This is a genomic window from Thioflexithrix psekupsensis, from assembly GCF_002149925.1.
In the GTDB taxonomy this organism is placed as follows: Bacteria; Pseudomonadota; Gammaproteobacteria; order Beggiatoales; family Beggiatoaceae; genus Thioflexithrix; species Thioflexithrix psekupsensis.
This window is the reverse complement of sequence record NZ_MSLT01000012.1, coordinates 1,089,473-1,108,620: the sequence shown is the minus strand read 5'-3', so window position 1 is coordinate 1,108,620 and position 19,148 is coordinate 1,089,473. Positions and strand designations below refer to the sequence as shown.

Below are 19,148 nucleotides of genomic sequence, written 5' to 3'. Positions count from 1 at the left end.
CTATGCCAATTCTTCAAGTGGCCATTCCCGTGCCATTATTCAATCCATTATTTGATTACCATCCGCCGCTCCATGCGTCTGAAACACAGTTACAAGCGGGCATTCGGGTGCGCGTGCCATTTGGTACACAGGAATGTGTGGGCATGATTGTGGCGATAAAAACCCATTCTGACTACCCAGAGTTAAAAACGGCTTACGAATGCTTAGATACTGTGCCACTGATTCCTAAACCGCTATTAGAAATGTATGCGTGGGCGAGTCAATATTACTGCTATCCGTTGGGACAAGTGATCGCGGCCACTTTACCACCAAAAATGATGGCAGGGGCATCGACCCATATTGAATTACCACCCGATGTGTTATGGTGTCTGACAGAAGAAGGGCGAAAACACGCCAATAACACTTTTCCCGCGCATCAACAACGTTTCGCTATTTTATTGGATTTATTAAAAAATATTCCCATAGGATATGATGAATCGACGCTGGCTTTAGCCTTATCGAATCCACGCCCCACGTTGCGCGCATTACAAAAACGCGGCTGGATTGCGCCCTTACCCAAACAATCCCCCTCAGAAATTCACCCCCCTTTGCCACTGAATCACGCCCAACAACACGTTGTCCATACGGTGTGCGCCCATGCGCAGCAGTTTTATCCCTGTTTGTTAGACGGTGTAACGGGAAGTGGTAAAACGGAAGTGTATTTGCAATTACTACAAATCGTGTTGCACAGTGGACGACAAGCTCTGGTGTTAGTGCCAGAAATTAATTTAACACCGCAAATGGTGGCGCGATTTCAGCAACGTTTACCGCTGGCTCTTGTTGTTTTACATTCGCAACTCCCTGATACCACACGACTTCATGCGTGGTTAGCGGCACGCGATGGACAAGCGACGGTGATTATTGGTACTCGATCTGCCGTGTGGATTCCTCTCGCCAAACCCGCGTTAATTATTGTCGATGAAGAGCATGATCCTGCGTATAAACAACAAGATAGCTTCCGTTATTCCGCGAGAGATGTCGCGGTGTGGCGGGCGCGTCAAGCGGGAATTCCTGTGATACTAGGCAGTGCCACGCCGTCATTAGACAGTTTGTATAATACAAAACAGCAGCGTTACCATTATTTTCACCTGCCCGAACGCGCAGGAAACGCATTACATCCCAGCTATCGCGTCATCGATATGCGACAGCAACCGCGTCACTCTCCTTTCTCACCAGAATTACAAAAAAATATACAATACTGCTTACAAGAAAAGCAACAAGTACTTTTATTTTACAACAGACGCGGCTATGCGCCCACTTTTATGTGTTACTCTTGTGGCTGGATTGCGGATTGTCCACGCTGCGATGCGCATTTAGTGTATCACGATAATGTGCGAGAATTGCGCTGCCATCATTGTAATTATGTACAGAATGTACCGATTCATTGCCCACAATGCCAGTCGCATTCCCTGCATCCTATCGGACAAGGGACGGAGAAATTAGCCGAACAATTACAACAATTATTTCCCCATGCTCGCATTGCGCGTATTGACAGTGATACCACGCCTTCTTATCAGGAAATGAATGATTTATTAACCAAAATTCATGCGCAAGAAATTGATATTTTATTAGGCACGCAAATGTTGGCTAAAGGGCATCATTTTCCTGCGGTGACTTTAGTGGGCATTATTAATGCTGATGCAGGATTATTTAGCATCGATTTTCGCGCCACTGAACGCATGGCACAATTGCTGATACAAGTCGCAGGACGCGCAGGACGTGAGGCGTTACCCGGAATGGTGTTGATTCAAACTTATCACCCTGAGCATCCTTTATTACACTGTTTAATTCAACAAGGCTATGGTGCTTTTGCCGAATCTGCATTAACAGAGCGATTGAATGCCCAATTACCACCCTATTGTCGTTTGGCTTTATTGCGTGTAGGGGCGAAAACATTAGAGCTTGCCATAGAGTTTTTAAATCAGGCTAAATATACCGCTGAACAATTGCCTGATTTTAATTCACAGATTCGTTTATTAGGTCCCGTTCCTGCGCCGATGATAAAGCGCAAAAATCGTTATCATGCGCAATTATTAATTCAATCGTCACAGCGGAATTTATTACAACGTTTTCTACCGCAATGGTTATCTGCATTACAGCAAAAGCAAAGAAGTGTAAGCACACGTTGGTCGTTGGATGTTGATCCGTTGGATTTAATGTAGTGAATTCAGATCGACTTCATACTTTTGTTAAATTTAAATTAACGCGATTTTTTTAAAAAACTGCTGCTTTTATCGCTCATTTTTGCTAAAGTTCAGTTCATCCCTTCATGAAAAAGCCCATCTGCTTGCTCGTCTATTTCGATTATGTAGTAGCAATAATGATGGCACACGCCAAATTATTATGAAACCTTAACACAGGTTTAACCCTTTCTTAATATTAATCCATTGATTTAAAAGAATTTTTTCTGGAATATTTTTTGCATTCAATTTTATCAATCGCTGAATTGTTACGATTTTTATGGCGTGATTTTATCTCATAGAATTTAAAATGGGCTATTGAATCTATTGTTTTACAGATAAATCATGAATGGCTATGAATTTGGTTATTATCTCTAAGGATTTCAATAAGATGAATTTTTTAAAACCATTAACAGGCAGTATTGCGGCTGTTTTAACGTTAAGCGGCTGTGCCAGTACGGCACATTGGGAAGAGCGTTATGAACGTTTGAGCGATCCATTGATTCAAGAATATCAAGAAAAAGCCCTGAAATTAGACAATGAATTGCTCAATTATCAGGTGAATTTACACGCTCAATCTTCGCCTGCGGTTTCTCGTGACATCACTGAAACTTCAGAAAATTCTGGCACGGCATTAACGCCCACATTAACAGAAAATTCTGGTGACGTGAGCGCGCCCATTCCTACAAGTTATCAAGCATGGTGGCAGGATTTATTAAAGCAATCTTTTAATAAAAATACCAAGCCGACTTATGCGACTTTATCGGATTTATTTATTGCGGCGGCCAATCATTCGCATCAAATTAGAGTATTTAGCGATTTGCCTTTGATTCGCCGCACGTCAATTGACGAGGCTGAAGGGCGTTTTGATTTACACGCATTTGCTGAAGCGGTTTATCGAGAAGAAGATGAACCCATCGGCAGCACTTTACAAACGGGCCGCAGTCAAGGCCGTTTTAAAGAAGAAGAATGGTTTGTGAAAGCAGGTGTTCGTAAACCATTGATTACTGGGGGAGAAATCGAATTATCGCAACGGCTTGGCGTATTGGATAATAATTCAGAATTTTTAATTCCCCACGATCAAGGTCATGCGCGTTTGGCGTTAAGTTTTCGTCAACCGTTATTAAATGGCAGCGGAATTACTTATAACGACAGCACGATTGCTGTGGCGAAAGTGGATCATGAGATTGCTTTAGATGAATTTGTGCGGCAAACGGAAGCGCATTTGTTAGAAATTCACCGTTCTTATTGGGGTTTATATTTAGAGCGGGCGAATTTGTTACAAAAGAAAAAATTAGTGGCCGAAACGCAAACGTTAGTCGATGAATTAGCCGCTCGATTAGGCATTGATACCCTCGCCAGTGATTTGCAAATGGCACGCGCCACATTAGCCGTGCGTCAAACGGATAGCATTCGCGCTGAACAAGCCGTGCGCAATGCCGAAGGGAAATTGTTAGCTTTAATTAATAGCCCTGATTTGCCTTTAACGCGAGAATTAGAATTAATTCCTAATGATAATCCTGTTTTAACCGCTCATGCGGTGGAATTAAGCCACGCCGTACAACGCGCTTTACAGCATCGTCCCGAAATTAAACAGGCGTTTAAACAGTTAAAAGCGGGCGTGATTCGTTTGCAAATGGCAGAAAAGGAAATATTGCCGATTTTAGATTTTATCTTAACAGGTTATTTGGCAGGATTAGAAGGCGACCGAGATTATAACCAAGCTTTTAAAAATGAATTTGATATTGGCGGGCCAGGTTATTCCGTCGGTTTGTTATTTGATATGCCTTTGGATAATCAAGTGGCAAAAGCCAGAGAACGCCGCCGTCAATTAGAAGTGCGTCAATTGGTTTCGCAATTAAGAACCACGATTGATACGGTGTTATTAGAAGTGCAAGTGGCAGCGCGGGAAGTCGATACGGCATTTCGAGAATTTAACAGTGCTTATGCCGCGATGCAAGCCAGTGAAGCCCATTTAAACACCTTATCGGATCGGCGTAAATTAAGCCAAAATCAACAAACCGATTTACAACGTTTATTAGATGCACAAGCCAATTTAACGCAACGCGAACACGCGTTTTTAATGAGCTATATTGCTTATAATGTTTCATTAATGAATTTACAACGCGCACAAGGTCAATTGCTCACGGTTAATAAATTAGAAATTGTGGAAGAAACAGAGGAAGATTCTTTAGAAGGGCTTGATTTACCCATTCTGAAAATTAGACCCGTTTCACATCGTGAATAGTTTTATGATTTAAGCGCATCTCTGCACGGCGATAGTTTTTATTTTGGGGATTAATGTGATGGGTAAGAAACACACCAATTTATTATTTGAACGTTTAGAAGAACGGGTTTTATTAAGCGCGAATCCGTTAATGGCCATGGCCATGGTGGATGCAGAAATGATTGCACCGCCCGATGATGTATTGGTGGATGCGGCGGCGCAGGCTTTGGCAAGCCTGGATGCCGCGACGGCACGCGAAGCCCGCACTGATCCCACGCTATCCCGTGATAATGCCACAGAGGCGATTGATTCTACGCAAGAAACCGTCGCAGTGACGGCTGATCCGCCTGCGATAAGTACTTGGTTATTTGTGGACAGTCAGGTGGATTACCAGCCTTTGTTAGAACAAGCGGGCGTGTCTTTGGCGACGCTGCATGTTGTGGTTTTGGACAACGATCAGTCAGGTTTACAGCAGATACAAAGCGAATTCGCCCAGCAAACCCAAGCGATGAATGTTTACGTTTTGGGGAAAATAACGGAAAATGGGCTACAATTGGGTGGGGATTATTTGACCGCCGACACCTTGCACGCTTATCAACAAACGGATTTTGCTACAAATCACAGTGACAGCACGATTCAAGTTTTTGCGGTGCAAGGCAGCGGATTATCGACCCAAATCAAGGCAATTCAATCACTTGATGATTTACCATTGAGTCCTTCTGAGACGGGAACAGAGAGCGTATTGAACGACACGGAGTCGAAAGGAACTACATTAGTATTTGTGGATTCTCGTTTAAACGGTTATGAGGTTTTGTTGCAAGATTTAATGCAACACAATGATATAGAAGTGATTTTATTAAGCGCGGATCAAAACGGGGTCAGTCAAATCAACGCGGCAGTGTTGGCGCACAATGAAATTGCGGCAATCCATATTTTATCCCACGCCAGCGACGGCCGTTTGAGTGTGGGGAATAGCACCTTGACGCAAGACAGTTTGTTGCAACAAGCGGATATTTTTCGCCATTGGCAATCGGTTTTGCAACCCAATGCAGATATTTTGTTGTACGGCTGTCGTGTAGCAGAGTCGTCTATTGGGATAGAATTTGTCCAAACTTTAGGCTTTTTAACGGGCGCAGACATCGCCGCGTCTATCGACGACACAGGACACGCGAATTTAGGCGGCAATTGGATTTTAGAATATGAAACAGCCGCAATTGAATCGCCATTGTTGATTAGTTATGACGTGCAGGAGATGTGGGAGGGGGTGTTTGCGGATACGATTTCAGGACGAATTGTATTTGATAAAGAAGGGGATGCGAATATTTCAGGCCTTGGGGATGCGGGAATTGATAAGGTCAGGGTTTATTTGTACCAAGATGATGGCGATGGCGTTTTAGACAATGGTGATACATTAATTGACGACACAATGACCAATGGCACAGGACATTATAGTTTTAGTGTTACAGGAACTGGCACACATTGGGTAGTGGTCAATGCAGATGATATTACTGCTTTGGGCGGAACAGTCGATCAAACCTATGGCGGTATGGGGATTTTAATCGATGATGACGGCAATGCAATCACTCCAGCGATACCTTTAACGGCGGCAGGTTCAGCTTATGGTGGCCGTACCATGCAGAATTTTGACGGTTTTACGCCCGACGATGCCAATAAACATTTGGATCAAGCAGAACACGTCGCGTTGGTGAACTTAACAGGCAGTAGTTCGCATACAAATGTCGATTTTGGGTTTACCTATTTAAAAGGCATTATGGCAGGTTATACGGAATATTACGTGCCTGCCCCGTCTAATGCCGCCTGGGCAGTGATGGAATCGTTGGATAATGATCCAAATTTGCATGAAGCCAGTGGCTTAAACATGTTGCTTTCTATCACCAGTTCGGTGGGGGAGGCGACGGTTTATTATTACCATTGGGAAGATGGTTATATAACACCAGAAGTTTTTACTATTCCCAAAGGGAGTTATCAATCTTTTGAGAATCTTGTTTCTGTACAACCCAGAGGAACAGATACTAAATACGACGGAGGCGACTATTTCCGTGTTGTCGGCGCGCCTGTGACGGTCAGCCAAGCGTTTTGGCCAGCGCAGAGAACCGATCCGATTGGCGCAATGGGTTCAATCTATGGGAATGCGTGGGAAATTTTCCCTGCCAAACCGTTTCAAACCACTTATGTCATGCCGGGTCAGGGTTTAGCAACGAATCATGGTTTTCTCCCTTTTACTAAAGTTTATGGTTTTATTCAGGCGGTTGAAAATGGTACCGTTGTTTCTGTAGTGGATAAACTTGGCAATAAATTAACTTTAAGTGCTACAAATTCTACAACAGGTATTCCTGTTGCACTGACAGAAACTTCACCGGGCAGTAAAGAATACATCCTTGATCGTGGTCAAACGGCGATTATTGGTCGGCTAACTAATGCTGTTGGTAGTAGCGGAGGGAGCGATAATGATGCAACCACAGCTGGAGTCAATTATTATAATACATCCTATAACGTAGGGAATGCAGTCACCACTGATTTTGCCATTATTAATGCCAATAAGCCCGTTCAAGCCCAAGTGATTGCGGGTAAACAACATGCAACTGCCCATTCTGAATCTCGCGGCTATTCATTAACTCCGCAAAATCTTTGGGATAATGAGTATTATATGCCTGTTAGTGGATTTAGTAAGACAGATAAAAAAGCAGATAGCGATAGTGTCTCTCATACTATTGACACGGATGTTTACATGTTTTCTCCTGTAGAAACAACGATCAGCTATCAATATCGGAATGATTTGGGTGTTATCGTATCTGGAACTTTTGATGTGGCGGCTAATGAGTTTGCTTCGTTTTTACAGAAAATAGGTTTATCAGATATTCCCGTCAAATCGGCCTTACACCTAAAAAGTGATGGGCCTAATTTTTGGGCATTAGCAGCGATTGATAAAGGAGGGATTACCAGTGGCATTAACTACGGCAGTAACTACGATTGGGGTTTTGGTTTAGTTCCCAAATATTTATTGCGTGATGAATATTTTTTAGGTTTGGCTCCGGGTAACAGTAACACTCCGCCTAGTTCAAGTGGAGTGAATGGTTCTCCCGCTTTCGTGACTGTAGTGGAAGATGGGACACGGATTTTTGTTGATTTTAATCGAGATGGAGAACCCGATCTTTATGATTTTAATGGCGATGGTATTCAAACTATCAGTCACGTCGCTAATCGCCTAGAATCCATCAAAATTTTTGGTCCCAATAACAACAATACAGGAATGCACGTCTGGGCAACAGGTCCCATTTCTGCGGCATGGGGACAAGACCCTGATCAGCCAGGGGTGGTTCGACAATCTCCCTACTTAGATTTTGGTTATGCGACTCTTCCCTTGCCTGCGGAATGGATGGATGTGGGTTTGGGGATTATTAAAACCGTGGATGTCACCACGTCCCTTCCTGCAACCAATCAAGTGGCTACATTTACTCTAGCCATTCCCGCTTACCAATTGATGAGCGATCCCACAGTTCGAGATAAATTGCCGATTGGTTGGCAGTATGTGCCTAATTCCGCAACGTTTACGCACAATGGCATTCCACAAGGCGTGTTTAATCCAACCACGATTTCTAACGATGGTCAAGCAGCACCACAAGATTTGCAGTGGGATTTAAAAGCGGGAAAAGGGATTAGCGAACTAAAGCTGAATGAATATGTCGTACTCAAATTCCAAGCTGAAACCAACGCCAGCGTCAAAGGCGGCGCAAACAATAACGAATCTTTTGTAACAGGGAAAGACATCAATAGTCACCTGATGACGGCAAAAGATACGGCCAGCCTTTATTTGTATCCGCTCATCATCGACAAAGACACCACCACGCCTAATGTTCCTGTGAATGGCGAAGCTGAGTATGTCATTAAACTGAAAAATATCGACCCTTCAGAATTAATTACAAATTTATCAGTGACCGATTCGCTGCCGAGTAGTTTTAGCTATGTGACAAACAGTGCAACCATTACCAAACCAGATGGCACTACCGTCACAATAAATCCAACCATTACAGGTAGTGATCTTGAGTGGGATTTATCCAGTATCAGTTTCCCTTCAGGCGGCGAAATCACCATTACCTTTAAAGCCAATGTCGGTACAACAACAGGCGCATTTAACAGTAATGTTTCAGCCACAGCGAAAACGCCGACAATGTCCACTCCGTTTACCTTGACGGATACGGGAGCGGCTGAAAATGAACCAGGGACTTATCATGGTCAAGATATTTTGCATGATGAACGGGTTAGTGTGGGAGCGATTATTGGCGACTTCATTTGGAACGATACCGACGGCGACGGCGCACAAGATGCGGGAGAATTGGGTTTAGAAGGAGTGACGGTTAATTTATACATAGATGTTAATGAGGACGGCATTTTAGATGCGGGTGATACGCTTGTCACCACACAAACCACAGGTACGGATGGAAAATATCTGTTTGCAGGCTTGCCTCCCGCAAAATATTTGGTCATGGTGACAGACACGGCTGCTGTATTAGCCAATTACGCGCCCACCACGAATAATCAAGCGCATCCTGTTGATTTATCGGGAGGAGGTCATGAATATCTCAATGCTGATTTTGGCTATCGTCAAGGCGCGAGTGTGGGAGATTTCATTTGGTCGGACACGGACGGCGATGGTGTACAAGACGCGGGAGAATTGGGCATTGCAGGAGTGACTGTCACCTTATACAACTACACAGACAGCAATAGCAATGGCGTTTGGGATACAGGCGAATCTCATACACTCAATCAAAGCAAAGTCACCGACAGCACAGGTTGGTACAATTTCACCGGTTTAACGGCGGGTAATTACGTCATTGAAGTCACGGATGGTGCGGGAACTCCCTTAGACAATCAATCCAGTACCACAGGTAATTTACCGTTTTCTGCGACTCTGACAGCCAATGAACACCGCACAGATGCTGATTTTGGCTATCGAACAGGCGGCAGTATTGGTGATTTGGTGTGGGAAGACAGCAATCAAGATGGCGTACAAAATACAGGAGAATTGGGGATTGCTGGGGTAACGGTACGATTATATTCAGATACCAATGGTGACGGTCTTTTAGATGCAGGCGATACTTTGGTAGAAACCAAAACCACCAGCGCGACAGGGCAATACAACTTTACGGGTTTAAGCGATGGAAACTACTTAGTGGTTATTCCAGACACCAATCCATTGTTAGACAATTTCACCTTTGTACCAAACGCCAATACGCTGACAACAGCCGTTGCAGTCAGTTTGAACACCGCTGTACAAGCCCAACACACTGATATTGACTTCGGCTACTTCCAACCCGCCAGTATCGGCGACACCATTTGGTTAGACTTAGACGGGGATGGGGTAAAAGATGGGGACGAAGTGGGATTGGAGGACATTAAGGTTTTAATCGACCTCAATAACGACGGCGATTATACCAATGATGGCACTGATAATTTTGTCACCACCAATGCCAACGGCAATTACCGTTTTACTGACTTACTCGCAGGAACGTATCGCGTTAAAGTTGACCCCGACACATTGCCCGCAGGCGTGGCCGCAACCACAGCCACAGAATTCACCGTCACCCTAACCACGGGTCAACAATTCAATGATGCCGACTTCGGCTACCGCGGCACGGGCAGTATTGGCGATTTTGTTTGGTTAGATGAAAATGGCGACGGTCAACAAGATGGCGAAAGTGGCATGTCAGGCGTAACGGTACAATTAAAAAACAGTGCCGGTACAGTGATTGCCACCACCACAACAGATGCAGATGGTAAATACCAATTTACCCATCTCCTTTTCCAAACCTATTCTGTCGATTTAGTCACGCCCGCAGGTCATACCTTAACCACGAATAATGATCCAAAATCCGTTATGTTGAATTCGGGGACACCCAGTGTTGACAATGTCGATTTCGGATTACAAGTCACCATCACACCGCCGCCTCCCCCACCGCCACCCCCAGACCCACCCGCACTAGGCAGCATCGGTGACCGAATCTGGCAAGATGACAACGGCAATGGCGCGCCCAATACGGGAGAATCCGGCATTCGTGATGTTCGGGTGTTCATTGATGCCAATGGCGACGGGGTTTTTAACACGGGAGAAACCTTTGTTCTTACTGATCCCGACGGCGATTATTTATTTGAAAATCTCCCCGCGGGAACGTATCAAATTGTTGTCGATACCAGCACCTTACCGTCTAACGTCCGCATTAATACCTACGACCGCGATGGCAATGAAGACAGTCAAGTTAGTGTAACACTCAACGCCGGCGAAAACCGCACCGACATCGATTTTGGCTACCAAGCCAGTGCCAGCATTGGGGATCGAATTTGGCACGATGCCAATGGCGACGGCATTCAAGACGACGACAGCACAGAAAAAGGCATTGCTAATGTGACCGTCTTCTTAGACCTGGACAAAGACGGTAAATACATCGCAGGCGAACCCACCGCCACCACAGACAGCAACGGCAATTACGCATTCACCGGACTCACGCCCGGAGAATATACCGTCATTGTCGATACCAACACCTTACCGGCCGATCTGCGCATTAACACTTATGACCGTGACAACGACAAAAATAACCGCGTCACCTTAACCGTGACCGCCGGCCAAACCGTTGACACCGTTGATTTTGGCTATCGCGGCGACACGACTCCTCCCGACACGGCACGAATCGGCCACTTACTTTGGAACGATACCGACGGCGACGGCGTACAAGACGAAGGCGAATTAGGTCTACATGGCGTGACTGTATTTTTAGATTTAAACAATGATGGCAAACGCGATCCCGGCGAACCGTCTGTAGTCACCAATATGAATGGTCACTACGAATTCCCCGATTTATTACCCGGTACTTATACCGTGCGCGTCGATACGGCAACCCTACCCAGTAACCTACTGCCCAGTTATGAACGTGATGGCACGCTCAACAACGGAGTCACGCTCACCGTCAACGCGGGCGATAATATCGACGATGTCAATTTTGGCTACAAACCCAATACCGGCAGCATTGGCGATCAACTGTGGCGCGATACCAATGGCGACGGAATTTATAACACAGGCGAACCCGGCCTTGGGGGAGTCACCGTCTATTTAGACAGCAATAACAATGGCGTTTGGGATTCGGGTGAACCGTCTACCGTGACCGGTTCTGATGGGATTTATTTATTTGATAATTTACCGCCGGGCGATTATTGGGTAGCCGTACACACGCCCACTTTACCCAGCGATGCCGGCACAAATATCGCGGATCGAGATGGCAACAACGACAACCGCACCCTAGTCCAACTGCTACCCAATCAAGCCGTGCGCGATGCTGATTTTGGTTATCGTAGTGGGGGCAGTATTGGGGATCGCGTCTGGTTAGACTCAAACGAAAATGGTTTACAAGACGGTGGAGAAAGCGGAATCAGTGACGTTCGCGTCTATATCGACAGCAATAACAACGGCCAATACGATCCCGGTGAACCGCACACCCTCACCGGTGACAACGGCATTTATACTTTGGGCGGATTAGCCGCCGGCACTTACCGCGTCAACATCGACACCAGCACTTTACCGGCGGGAGTCTCGCTCAACACTTACGACTTAGACGGCAATCAAGACCACGGCACCACCGTCACGCTCACCACGGGACAAGATCGGGTTGATGTTGATTTTGGTTATGCGCAACGCGCCTCAGCCGCTCAAGGCGTGATTGGCGATAAAGTCTTTTATGACACCAATGGCGACGGCGAATATAATCCCGGTGAACCCGTCTATGCTGGACAACGTATTAGTTTACACGGTGCGGGGCCTGATGATATTTTTGGCACGGAAGACGACATTTTCCGCGCCATTGTCACCAATCACTTAGGCGAATACGCTTTTGGTAACTTAGACGCGGGCGCGTATCGTATCTCTATTGACGACGATCCCACGCCCGGCCTCACCAGCACCACCGGCCGCAGTCATGTGGTGGTTCTCGCAGAAAATCAACGTATTATGACGGCTGATTTTGGTTTTCGTGGTACAGGCAGTATTGGTGACACTATTTGGCACGACAGCAATAACGACGGGATTCAAGACGGCGGAGAAACGCCATTAGCGAGTGTTCCCGTACAATTGCGTTGGGAGGGAACGGATGGAATTCTTGGCACGGCCGACGATCTCATTTTCAACACCACCACCAATGAAAACGGCCATTATCAATTTGATCATCTTCCCCCTGGCGATTATCGCGTATCTGTCACGCCGCCCGCCGGTTATCATCCCACCACGGGCGCGCAAAGCATGGGCGGAAATACCGTTGATCTCACCTTAGCCGCTAACCAACAACGTGATGACATTGATTTTGGTTATGCGCGAGGATCGGGATCGATAGGAGACACGGTCTGGCTCGACTTAGATCAAGATGGCCAAGTTGACGGCACTGAGCCGCGTTTATCGAGTATCACAGTACAATTGCTCTCTGCTGGCCCGGATGGGATTTTCGGCACGCCCGACGATGCCGTTATCGCCACGCAAACCACAGACAACAATGGTCAATATCGTTTTAATAATTTGCCTGATGGTCAATATCGTGTACTGGTCAATCCACCCGCTGGCACGACCACAACAACACCGGCCGCTTATCAAACAGTCACTTTAAACGAAACCCAACGCCGTATTGATCATTTAGATTTTGGTTTTGTGGGAACAGGACGCTTAGGCGATCAACTCTGGCACGATCTGGATAAAGACACCATTCACGACACCAACAACGAACCCGGTCTGCCGGGAGTCACCGTACAAGCCGTGTGGCATGGCGCGGATGGTATCGCAGGCACGGCCGACGATCTCACTTTAACCACCTTAACCGACCCACAAGGCCATTACCAATTCACCCAATTGCCCGCAGGCACGTTTACCGTGACCGCCGTCAATCCTGGCCCCGGTTTAACCCCAATTCAAGGCATTGACAGCATTGGCCGCGGTTCTGCTGTGGTCACTTTAACCAGTGGACAAACGCGCCAAGATGTTGATTTTGGTTATCAAGGCGAAATGGTCAAAGGCAGTATTGGTGATACCGTATGGCAAGATCGAGACGGAGACGGTCAAATTGATTCCGGTGAAGCGGGCTATGCGAATTTAACGGTGACTTTAACGGGGGCGGGGCCAGATGGCGTTTTCGGTACGCCAGACGATGTCATTTTAACCACCGCCACAGACAATCAAGGTCGTTATTTATTCAGCGATCTCGATTCCGATCAATACCGCGTACACGTTGCCACGCCAGACGGTGCGGTATCCACCACGCCATCCGCTTACGATACGTTGCGTTTAGAACCCGGTGAAAATCGTTTAGATGTCGATTTTGGCTTCCGTCCGTTGGGCAGTGTGGGAGATCGGGTGTGGTTTGATGTGGACGGAGATGGCCAAATTGATCCGAATGAACCGCCTTATGTGGGTATCACCGTCACTTTAACCACTGCGGGGCCGGATGGCCTTTTGGGTACGCCAGACGATGTGATTCTAAGCACGGTGACGGATGAACAAGGGCGTTATCGTTTCGACGATTTGCCACCGGGCGACTATATCGCCACCGTTTACGCGCCATCGGGAACAAGTACCACAACGCCTACGGCTTATGAACGATTTACTTTAGATTTGGGCGAACATAAAAATGATGTCAATTTTGGTTTCAGAGGCACAGCGAGCCTAGGCGATACCGTGTGGCAAGACACGGATGGCGATGGTCAAGTTGACGCTAACGAAGTGGGTTATGATAACTTAACCGTGACATTAACGGGTGTGGGCTTAGATGGCATTTTCGGCACGGCCGACGATATTATTTTAAGCACAAACACAGATGAATCAGGGCGTTATCGTTTTGAGCATTTACCCGCAGGCGATTATCGTGTCACCGTTCCCACGCCCGACGGCACCAGTAGCACTACGCCTACCGCTTATCAACCCGTGACATTAACTCGTGGTGAGCAGCGAGATGATATTGACTTTGGTTTCCGTCCTGCATCGGGCAGTATTGGCGATCAAGTCTGGTTTGATGTAGACGGAGATGGCCAATTCGATACCAATGAAGCCCCGTATGCAGGTCTAACCGTCACCCTAACCGACGCAGGCGCAGACGGTATTTTCGGCACGCCTGACGATGTTGTTTTAACCACAACTACTGACGAATCAGGCCGTTATCGCTTCGATAATTTACCCGCAGGCTTGTATCAAGTTAATATCACCGCGCCCGATGGCACAGTCACAACCACACCAAACGCCTATCAACCTATTAATTTAGCTTCTGGCCAACAAATCGATACCGTCGATTTTGGTTTTAAAGGCACAGCCTCATTTGGCGATTTTATTTGGTTAGACGAAAATGGCGACGGCATTCAAGATGCCAACGAAAGCGGTTTAGCGGGCGTTGTAGTCCAAGCGCGTTGGTTTGGTGCGGATGGGATTGAAGGCACGGATGACGATGTGATTTTCACCGCGATAACTGATGAATCAGGACGTTATCGTTTTGAGAATTTGCCCAGCGGCGATTACAACGTCACCATCACCCCTCCCAATGGCACAACGCCGACTGTCGGCCGTGACTCTATTGGCGCAGGTCAAGCCCAATTCCGTTTAGAACCCAATCAACACCGTGATGATATTGATTTCGGTGTGACTCGTGCGGGCAGTATTGGCGATCAAGTCTGGCATGATACTGATGGGGACGGCCAATTTGATGCGGGCGAATCCGTTTATTCTGGTTTAACCGTCACTTTAACAGGTGCAGGCAAAGACGGCATTTTCGGCACGCCTGACGATATTATCTTAACCACAACTACTGACGAATCAGGCCGTTATCGCTTCGATAATTTACCCGCAGGAAATTATCAAATTAATGTCACCGCCCCCGATGGCACAGTCACAACCACAGCAAACGCCTACCAACCTATTAACTTGGCTTCAGGTCAACAAATCGATACCGTCGATTTTGGCTTTAAAGGTACGGCCTCATTTGGTGATTTTATTTGGTTAGACGAAAATGGCGACGGCATTCAAGATGCGAACGAAAGCGGTTTAGCGGGTGTCACCGTACAAGCGCGTTGGTTTGGTGCGGACGGGATTGAAGGCACGGATGACGATGTGATTTTCACCACAATCACGGATGAATCAGGGCGTTATCGTTTTGAGAATTTGCCGAGTGGGGATTATAACGTCACCATCACCCCTCCCAATGGCACAACGCCCACAATCGGCCGTGACTCTATTGGCGCGGGTCAAGCCCAATTCCGTTTAGAACCCAATCAACACCGTGATGATATTGATTTTGGTGTGACTCGTGCGGGCAGTATTGGTGATCAAGTGTGGCACGATACTGATGGGGATGGCCAATTTGATGCGGGTGAATCCGTTTATTCTGACTTAACCGTCACTTTAACAGGTGCAGGGTTAGATGGCATTTTCGGCACGCCTGATGATGTGATTCTTACCACAACTACAGACGAATCAGGCCGTTATCGCTTCGATAATTTACCCGCAGGCTTGTATCAAATTAATGTCACCGCACCCGATGGCACAGTGACAACCACACCAAACGCCTACCAACCCATTAATTTAGCTTCAGGCCAACAAATTGACACGGTCGATTTTGGTTTTAAAGGCACGGCCTCATTTGGTGATTTTATTTGGTTAGACGAAAACGGCGATGGCATTCAAGATGCAAATGAAAGCGGTTTAGCGGGTGTCACCGTACAAGCACGCTGGTTTGGCGCGGACGGGATTGAAGGCACGGATGACGATGTGATTTTCACCACGACAACCGATGAATCAGGGCGTTATCGTTTTGAGAATTTGCCCAGTGGGGATTATCACGTGACCGTAATTACATCACTGGATCAGTATAAACCCACTTCAGGGCCACAAACTGCCGGCCAAGGCAGTGCCAAAATCACCCTGAAGGAAGGCGATAGCCGAGACGATATTGATTTTGGCTATCAACCCACGCCGAAAGATGAGGAAGAAAAACCCAATATTCCCGATCCAAATGATCCAAATGCACCGGGAAATCCAAGTGTGCCGGAAACGCCGGACGTACCGGGTACACCGGGAACTCCAAGTGTGCCGGGAACACCTAATGTACCGGGTACACCGGGAAATCCGAGTGTGCCGGGAACACCGGGTGTACCGGGAACGCCCGGCGTACCGGGTACACCGGGAACTCCAAGTGTGCCGGGAACGCCCGGCGTACCGGGTACACCGGGAACTCCTGATGTGCCGGGAACGCCTAATGTACCGGGAACACCGGGTGTACCGGGTACACCGGGAACACCTGATGTGCCGGGAACACCGGGCGTACCGGGTACACCGGAAACACCACCAGAACAACCGCCGCGCTTGATTCTTACTAAGAGCAATGATCAATCTTACGTTTTGGGTGGACAAACAGTTGAATACACAATTACTGTCACTAACGTCACGGATGAAAATATCCAATCGATACAATTACACGATTATTTACCCGAAAACAGCACTTTTATCAGTGCCAGCGACGTGGGTTGGGTGATTGCAGATGGAGTTCTGGCTTACCCTGAATTTGATTTAGTCGCGGGCGAAAGTCGAGTGTTTACGGTATCTTTACTCGCGCCATTGCGTAGTGATACAGATGTGTTTACCAATAAAGTGACTGTAACAGAACCTCCAAACGGTTTAATTCCGCCCGGTGGACAAATTCCACCCGGCGGCTTAATTCCGCCCGATGGGCAAATTCCACCCGGCGGCTTAATTCCGCCCGGTGGCTTAATCCCACCGGACGGACAAATTCCACCCGGTGGCTTGATCCCACCCGGCGGCTTGACTCCGCCCACCACGACGACGACAACCACCGAAGATCGGGACACTTTTGTTTCTTATCACTACAACGTCTTCTACAAACCGACAGAAAAATGGGGAATGCCGTGGCCGGATAAACGCTTTAGCTTGCCACCGTTGCCGATTGCACCGATTTACAGCGGTTCAGTTGCGTCTGGTACGACATTAAAAATCATTCTGTTTGACGAAGAAGGCAACGAATTGGGAACACAAACTGTCATGGCTGATGTGGGTGGCAACTGGTTGGCTTCGTTTGCGGGCGTGATTTTAAGTGATACGCCGCACAGCATGGAGATACAAGAACAGTTCTCTTTGTATAATAACACGCAAATGAGTGTATTTGATGTGCGGACTTATTTCGCGCCCGTCGTGACACCGCAACTGTTTTTTAGCCAACCGTCTAGCGTTTACACGGTACTCAATTACGCGCCTTATCAAGTGCTAAATGCGTTGCATTATGCCTATAGCAATCCATTTGCATTAAAATGGAATGATATGGATGCCTATCAATTCTTTGCTTCTTCGAGTACCACAACGCAACATACTTTCTAATTTATAGCCTAAAGAAAATCTCAAGATCGGGCATGTTGTCCAGCCCAATCTTGAGCGAATTGCCACGCGGATCGACCACTACGCGATCCGCGTAATAACGCCCATTGCAATGCCGCTAAACGCATTTCTTCTTCATCATAAGCTGGCACATTTAAATAAGCCAACCAAATTCGCACAATGGCCAAATATTCATCTTGATGAAATGGATAAAAAGAAAGCCACAAACCAAAGCGTTCTGACAACGATATTTTTTCTTCTACCGCATCGCTGTGATGAATTTCTCCGGCCACCAAACGGCTATCTAAATTTTCCACTTTATATTCAGGTAAAAGATGCCGTCGATTCGACGTGGCATAAATTAAAACATTCTCAGGTGGCGCATCAATAGAACCATCTAAAATGCTTTTTAATGCCTTATAACTGGCATCGTCTTGTTCAAAAGAAAGATCATCACAAAAAATAATAAAACGCTGTGGCAAAATATATAAAGATTCCACAATTTCGGGCAAATCCATTAAATGCTGCTTATCCACCTCAATTAAACGCAAACCTTCTTTTGCATATTGATTTAATAAGGCTTTAATTAGGGAAGATTTGCCGGTGCCTCTTGCGCCCCAAAGTAGCACATGATTGGCGGGTTTACGCTGTAAAAACTGTAGCGTGTTTCGTTCTACGCTGTGTTTTTGCGCATCAATTCCGTGTAGATCGCTTAAACGAATGGTATGCGGATGATGCACGGGGCGAAATTGACCGTGTTGTGCGCTGTGCTTCTGCCAACGACAGGCCATTACAGTATTCCAATCAGGCAATAACCGAGTCGGCGGCATTAACGGTTCAAGACGAGACAGCAATTGTTCAGCCCGTTCTAACAAATGTTGTAATTCTTTCATAACAAGCCCATTATTTCAGAAAAAAATAGTCAATACTGTAACAAAAGCGTTAATTCCAATTGAACAAAAAACAATCTGGTTTTCATGCCCACTTGCAACCTATTGGCTAAAGGTTGTTGTCACAAAGCCATCAATGGTACAATCTGTTGAATTAAGGAACAGCGCAATCAATTAACAAAGAGAGAATAGCAGAAAATGCAAGATTATCACAGGCACAATATGACGAAATGAAGTGGCTTATAAAACCCTTATCTTTTCTCAATCGGAATGTAAAGAATTAACAAAATTCATCAATCGCTTCGTTTTGTTCTATTGACTTTTCTATTGCTAAAATAATTCAGTCATTTAATATGAATCCTAATAAAGGCATACATCATGGACTCTTCTCTGTCACA

The 19,148-nt window shown here is 46.4% G+C and carries 4 protein-coding genes; 3 read left to right on the top strand and 1 reads right to left on the bottom strand.

Annotation, left to right across the window (positions count from 1 at the left end; all coding sequences use genetic code 11):
• Positions 1 to 2 precede the first annotated feature (2 nt).
• The 3 genes from TPSD3_RS09920 to TPSD3_RS17260 all read left to right on the top strand — a co-directional run bounded on the left by TPSD3_RS09920 (position 3) and on the right by TPSD3_RS17260 (position 17,863).
• Positions 3 to 2,201, top strand: a complete 2,199-nt coding sequence (locus TPSD3_RS09920) for a primosomal protein N' (RefSeq protein ID WP_086488351.1) — start codon at positions 3 to 5, stop codon at positions 2,199 to 2,201.
• A gap of 409 nt (positions 2,202 to 2,610) precedes the next feature.
• A complete protein-coding gene (locus TPSD3_RS09915) occupies positions 2,611 to 4,467 on the top strand; it encodes a TolC family protein (protein ID WP_176329820.1) in 1,857 nt (618 codons plus the stop codon).
• A gap of 58 nt (positions 4,468 to 4,525) precedes the next feature.
• A complete protein-coding gene (locus TPSD3_RS17260) occupies positions 4,526 to 17,863 on the top strand; it encodes an SdrD B-like domain-containing protein (RefSeq protein WP_140048531.1) in 13,338 nt (4,445 codons plus the stop codon).
• A gap of 20 nt (positions 17,864 to 17,883) precedes the next feature.
• On the opposite strand, the gene TPSD3_RS09825 is transcribed toward TPSD3_RS17260, so the two are convergent.
• Positions 17,884 to 18,753, bottom strand: coding sequence for an ATP-binding protein (locus TPSD3_RS09825; RefSeq protein ID WP_086488349.1), 870 nt, complete (start codon positions 18,751 to 18,753; stop codon positions 17,884 to 17,886).
• Positions 18,754 to 19,148 lie beyond the last annotated feature (395 nt).

Excerpts from the sequence above, each read along its gene's own strand:
- TPSD3_RS09920 (WP_086488351.1), top strand. The coding sequence starts at position 3 with ATGCCAATTCTTCAAGTGGCCATTCCCGTGCCATTATTCAATCCATTA.
- TPSD3_RS09915 (WP_176329820.1), top strand. The coding sequence starts at position 2,611 with ATGAATTTTTTAAAACCATTAACAGGCAGTATTGCGGCTGTTTTAACG.
- TPSD3_RS09825 (WP_086488349.1), bottom strand. The coding sequence starts at position 18,753 with ATGAAAGAATTACAACATTTGTTAGAACGGGCTGAACAATTGCTGTCT.
- TPSD3_RS17260 (WP_140048531.1), top strand. The coding sequence starts at position 4,526 with ATGGGTAAGAAACACACCAATTTATTATTTGAACGTTTAGAAGAACGG.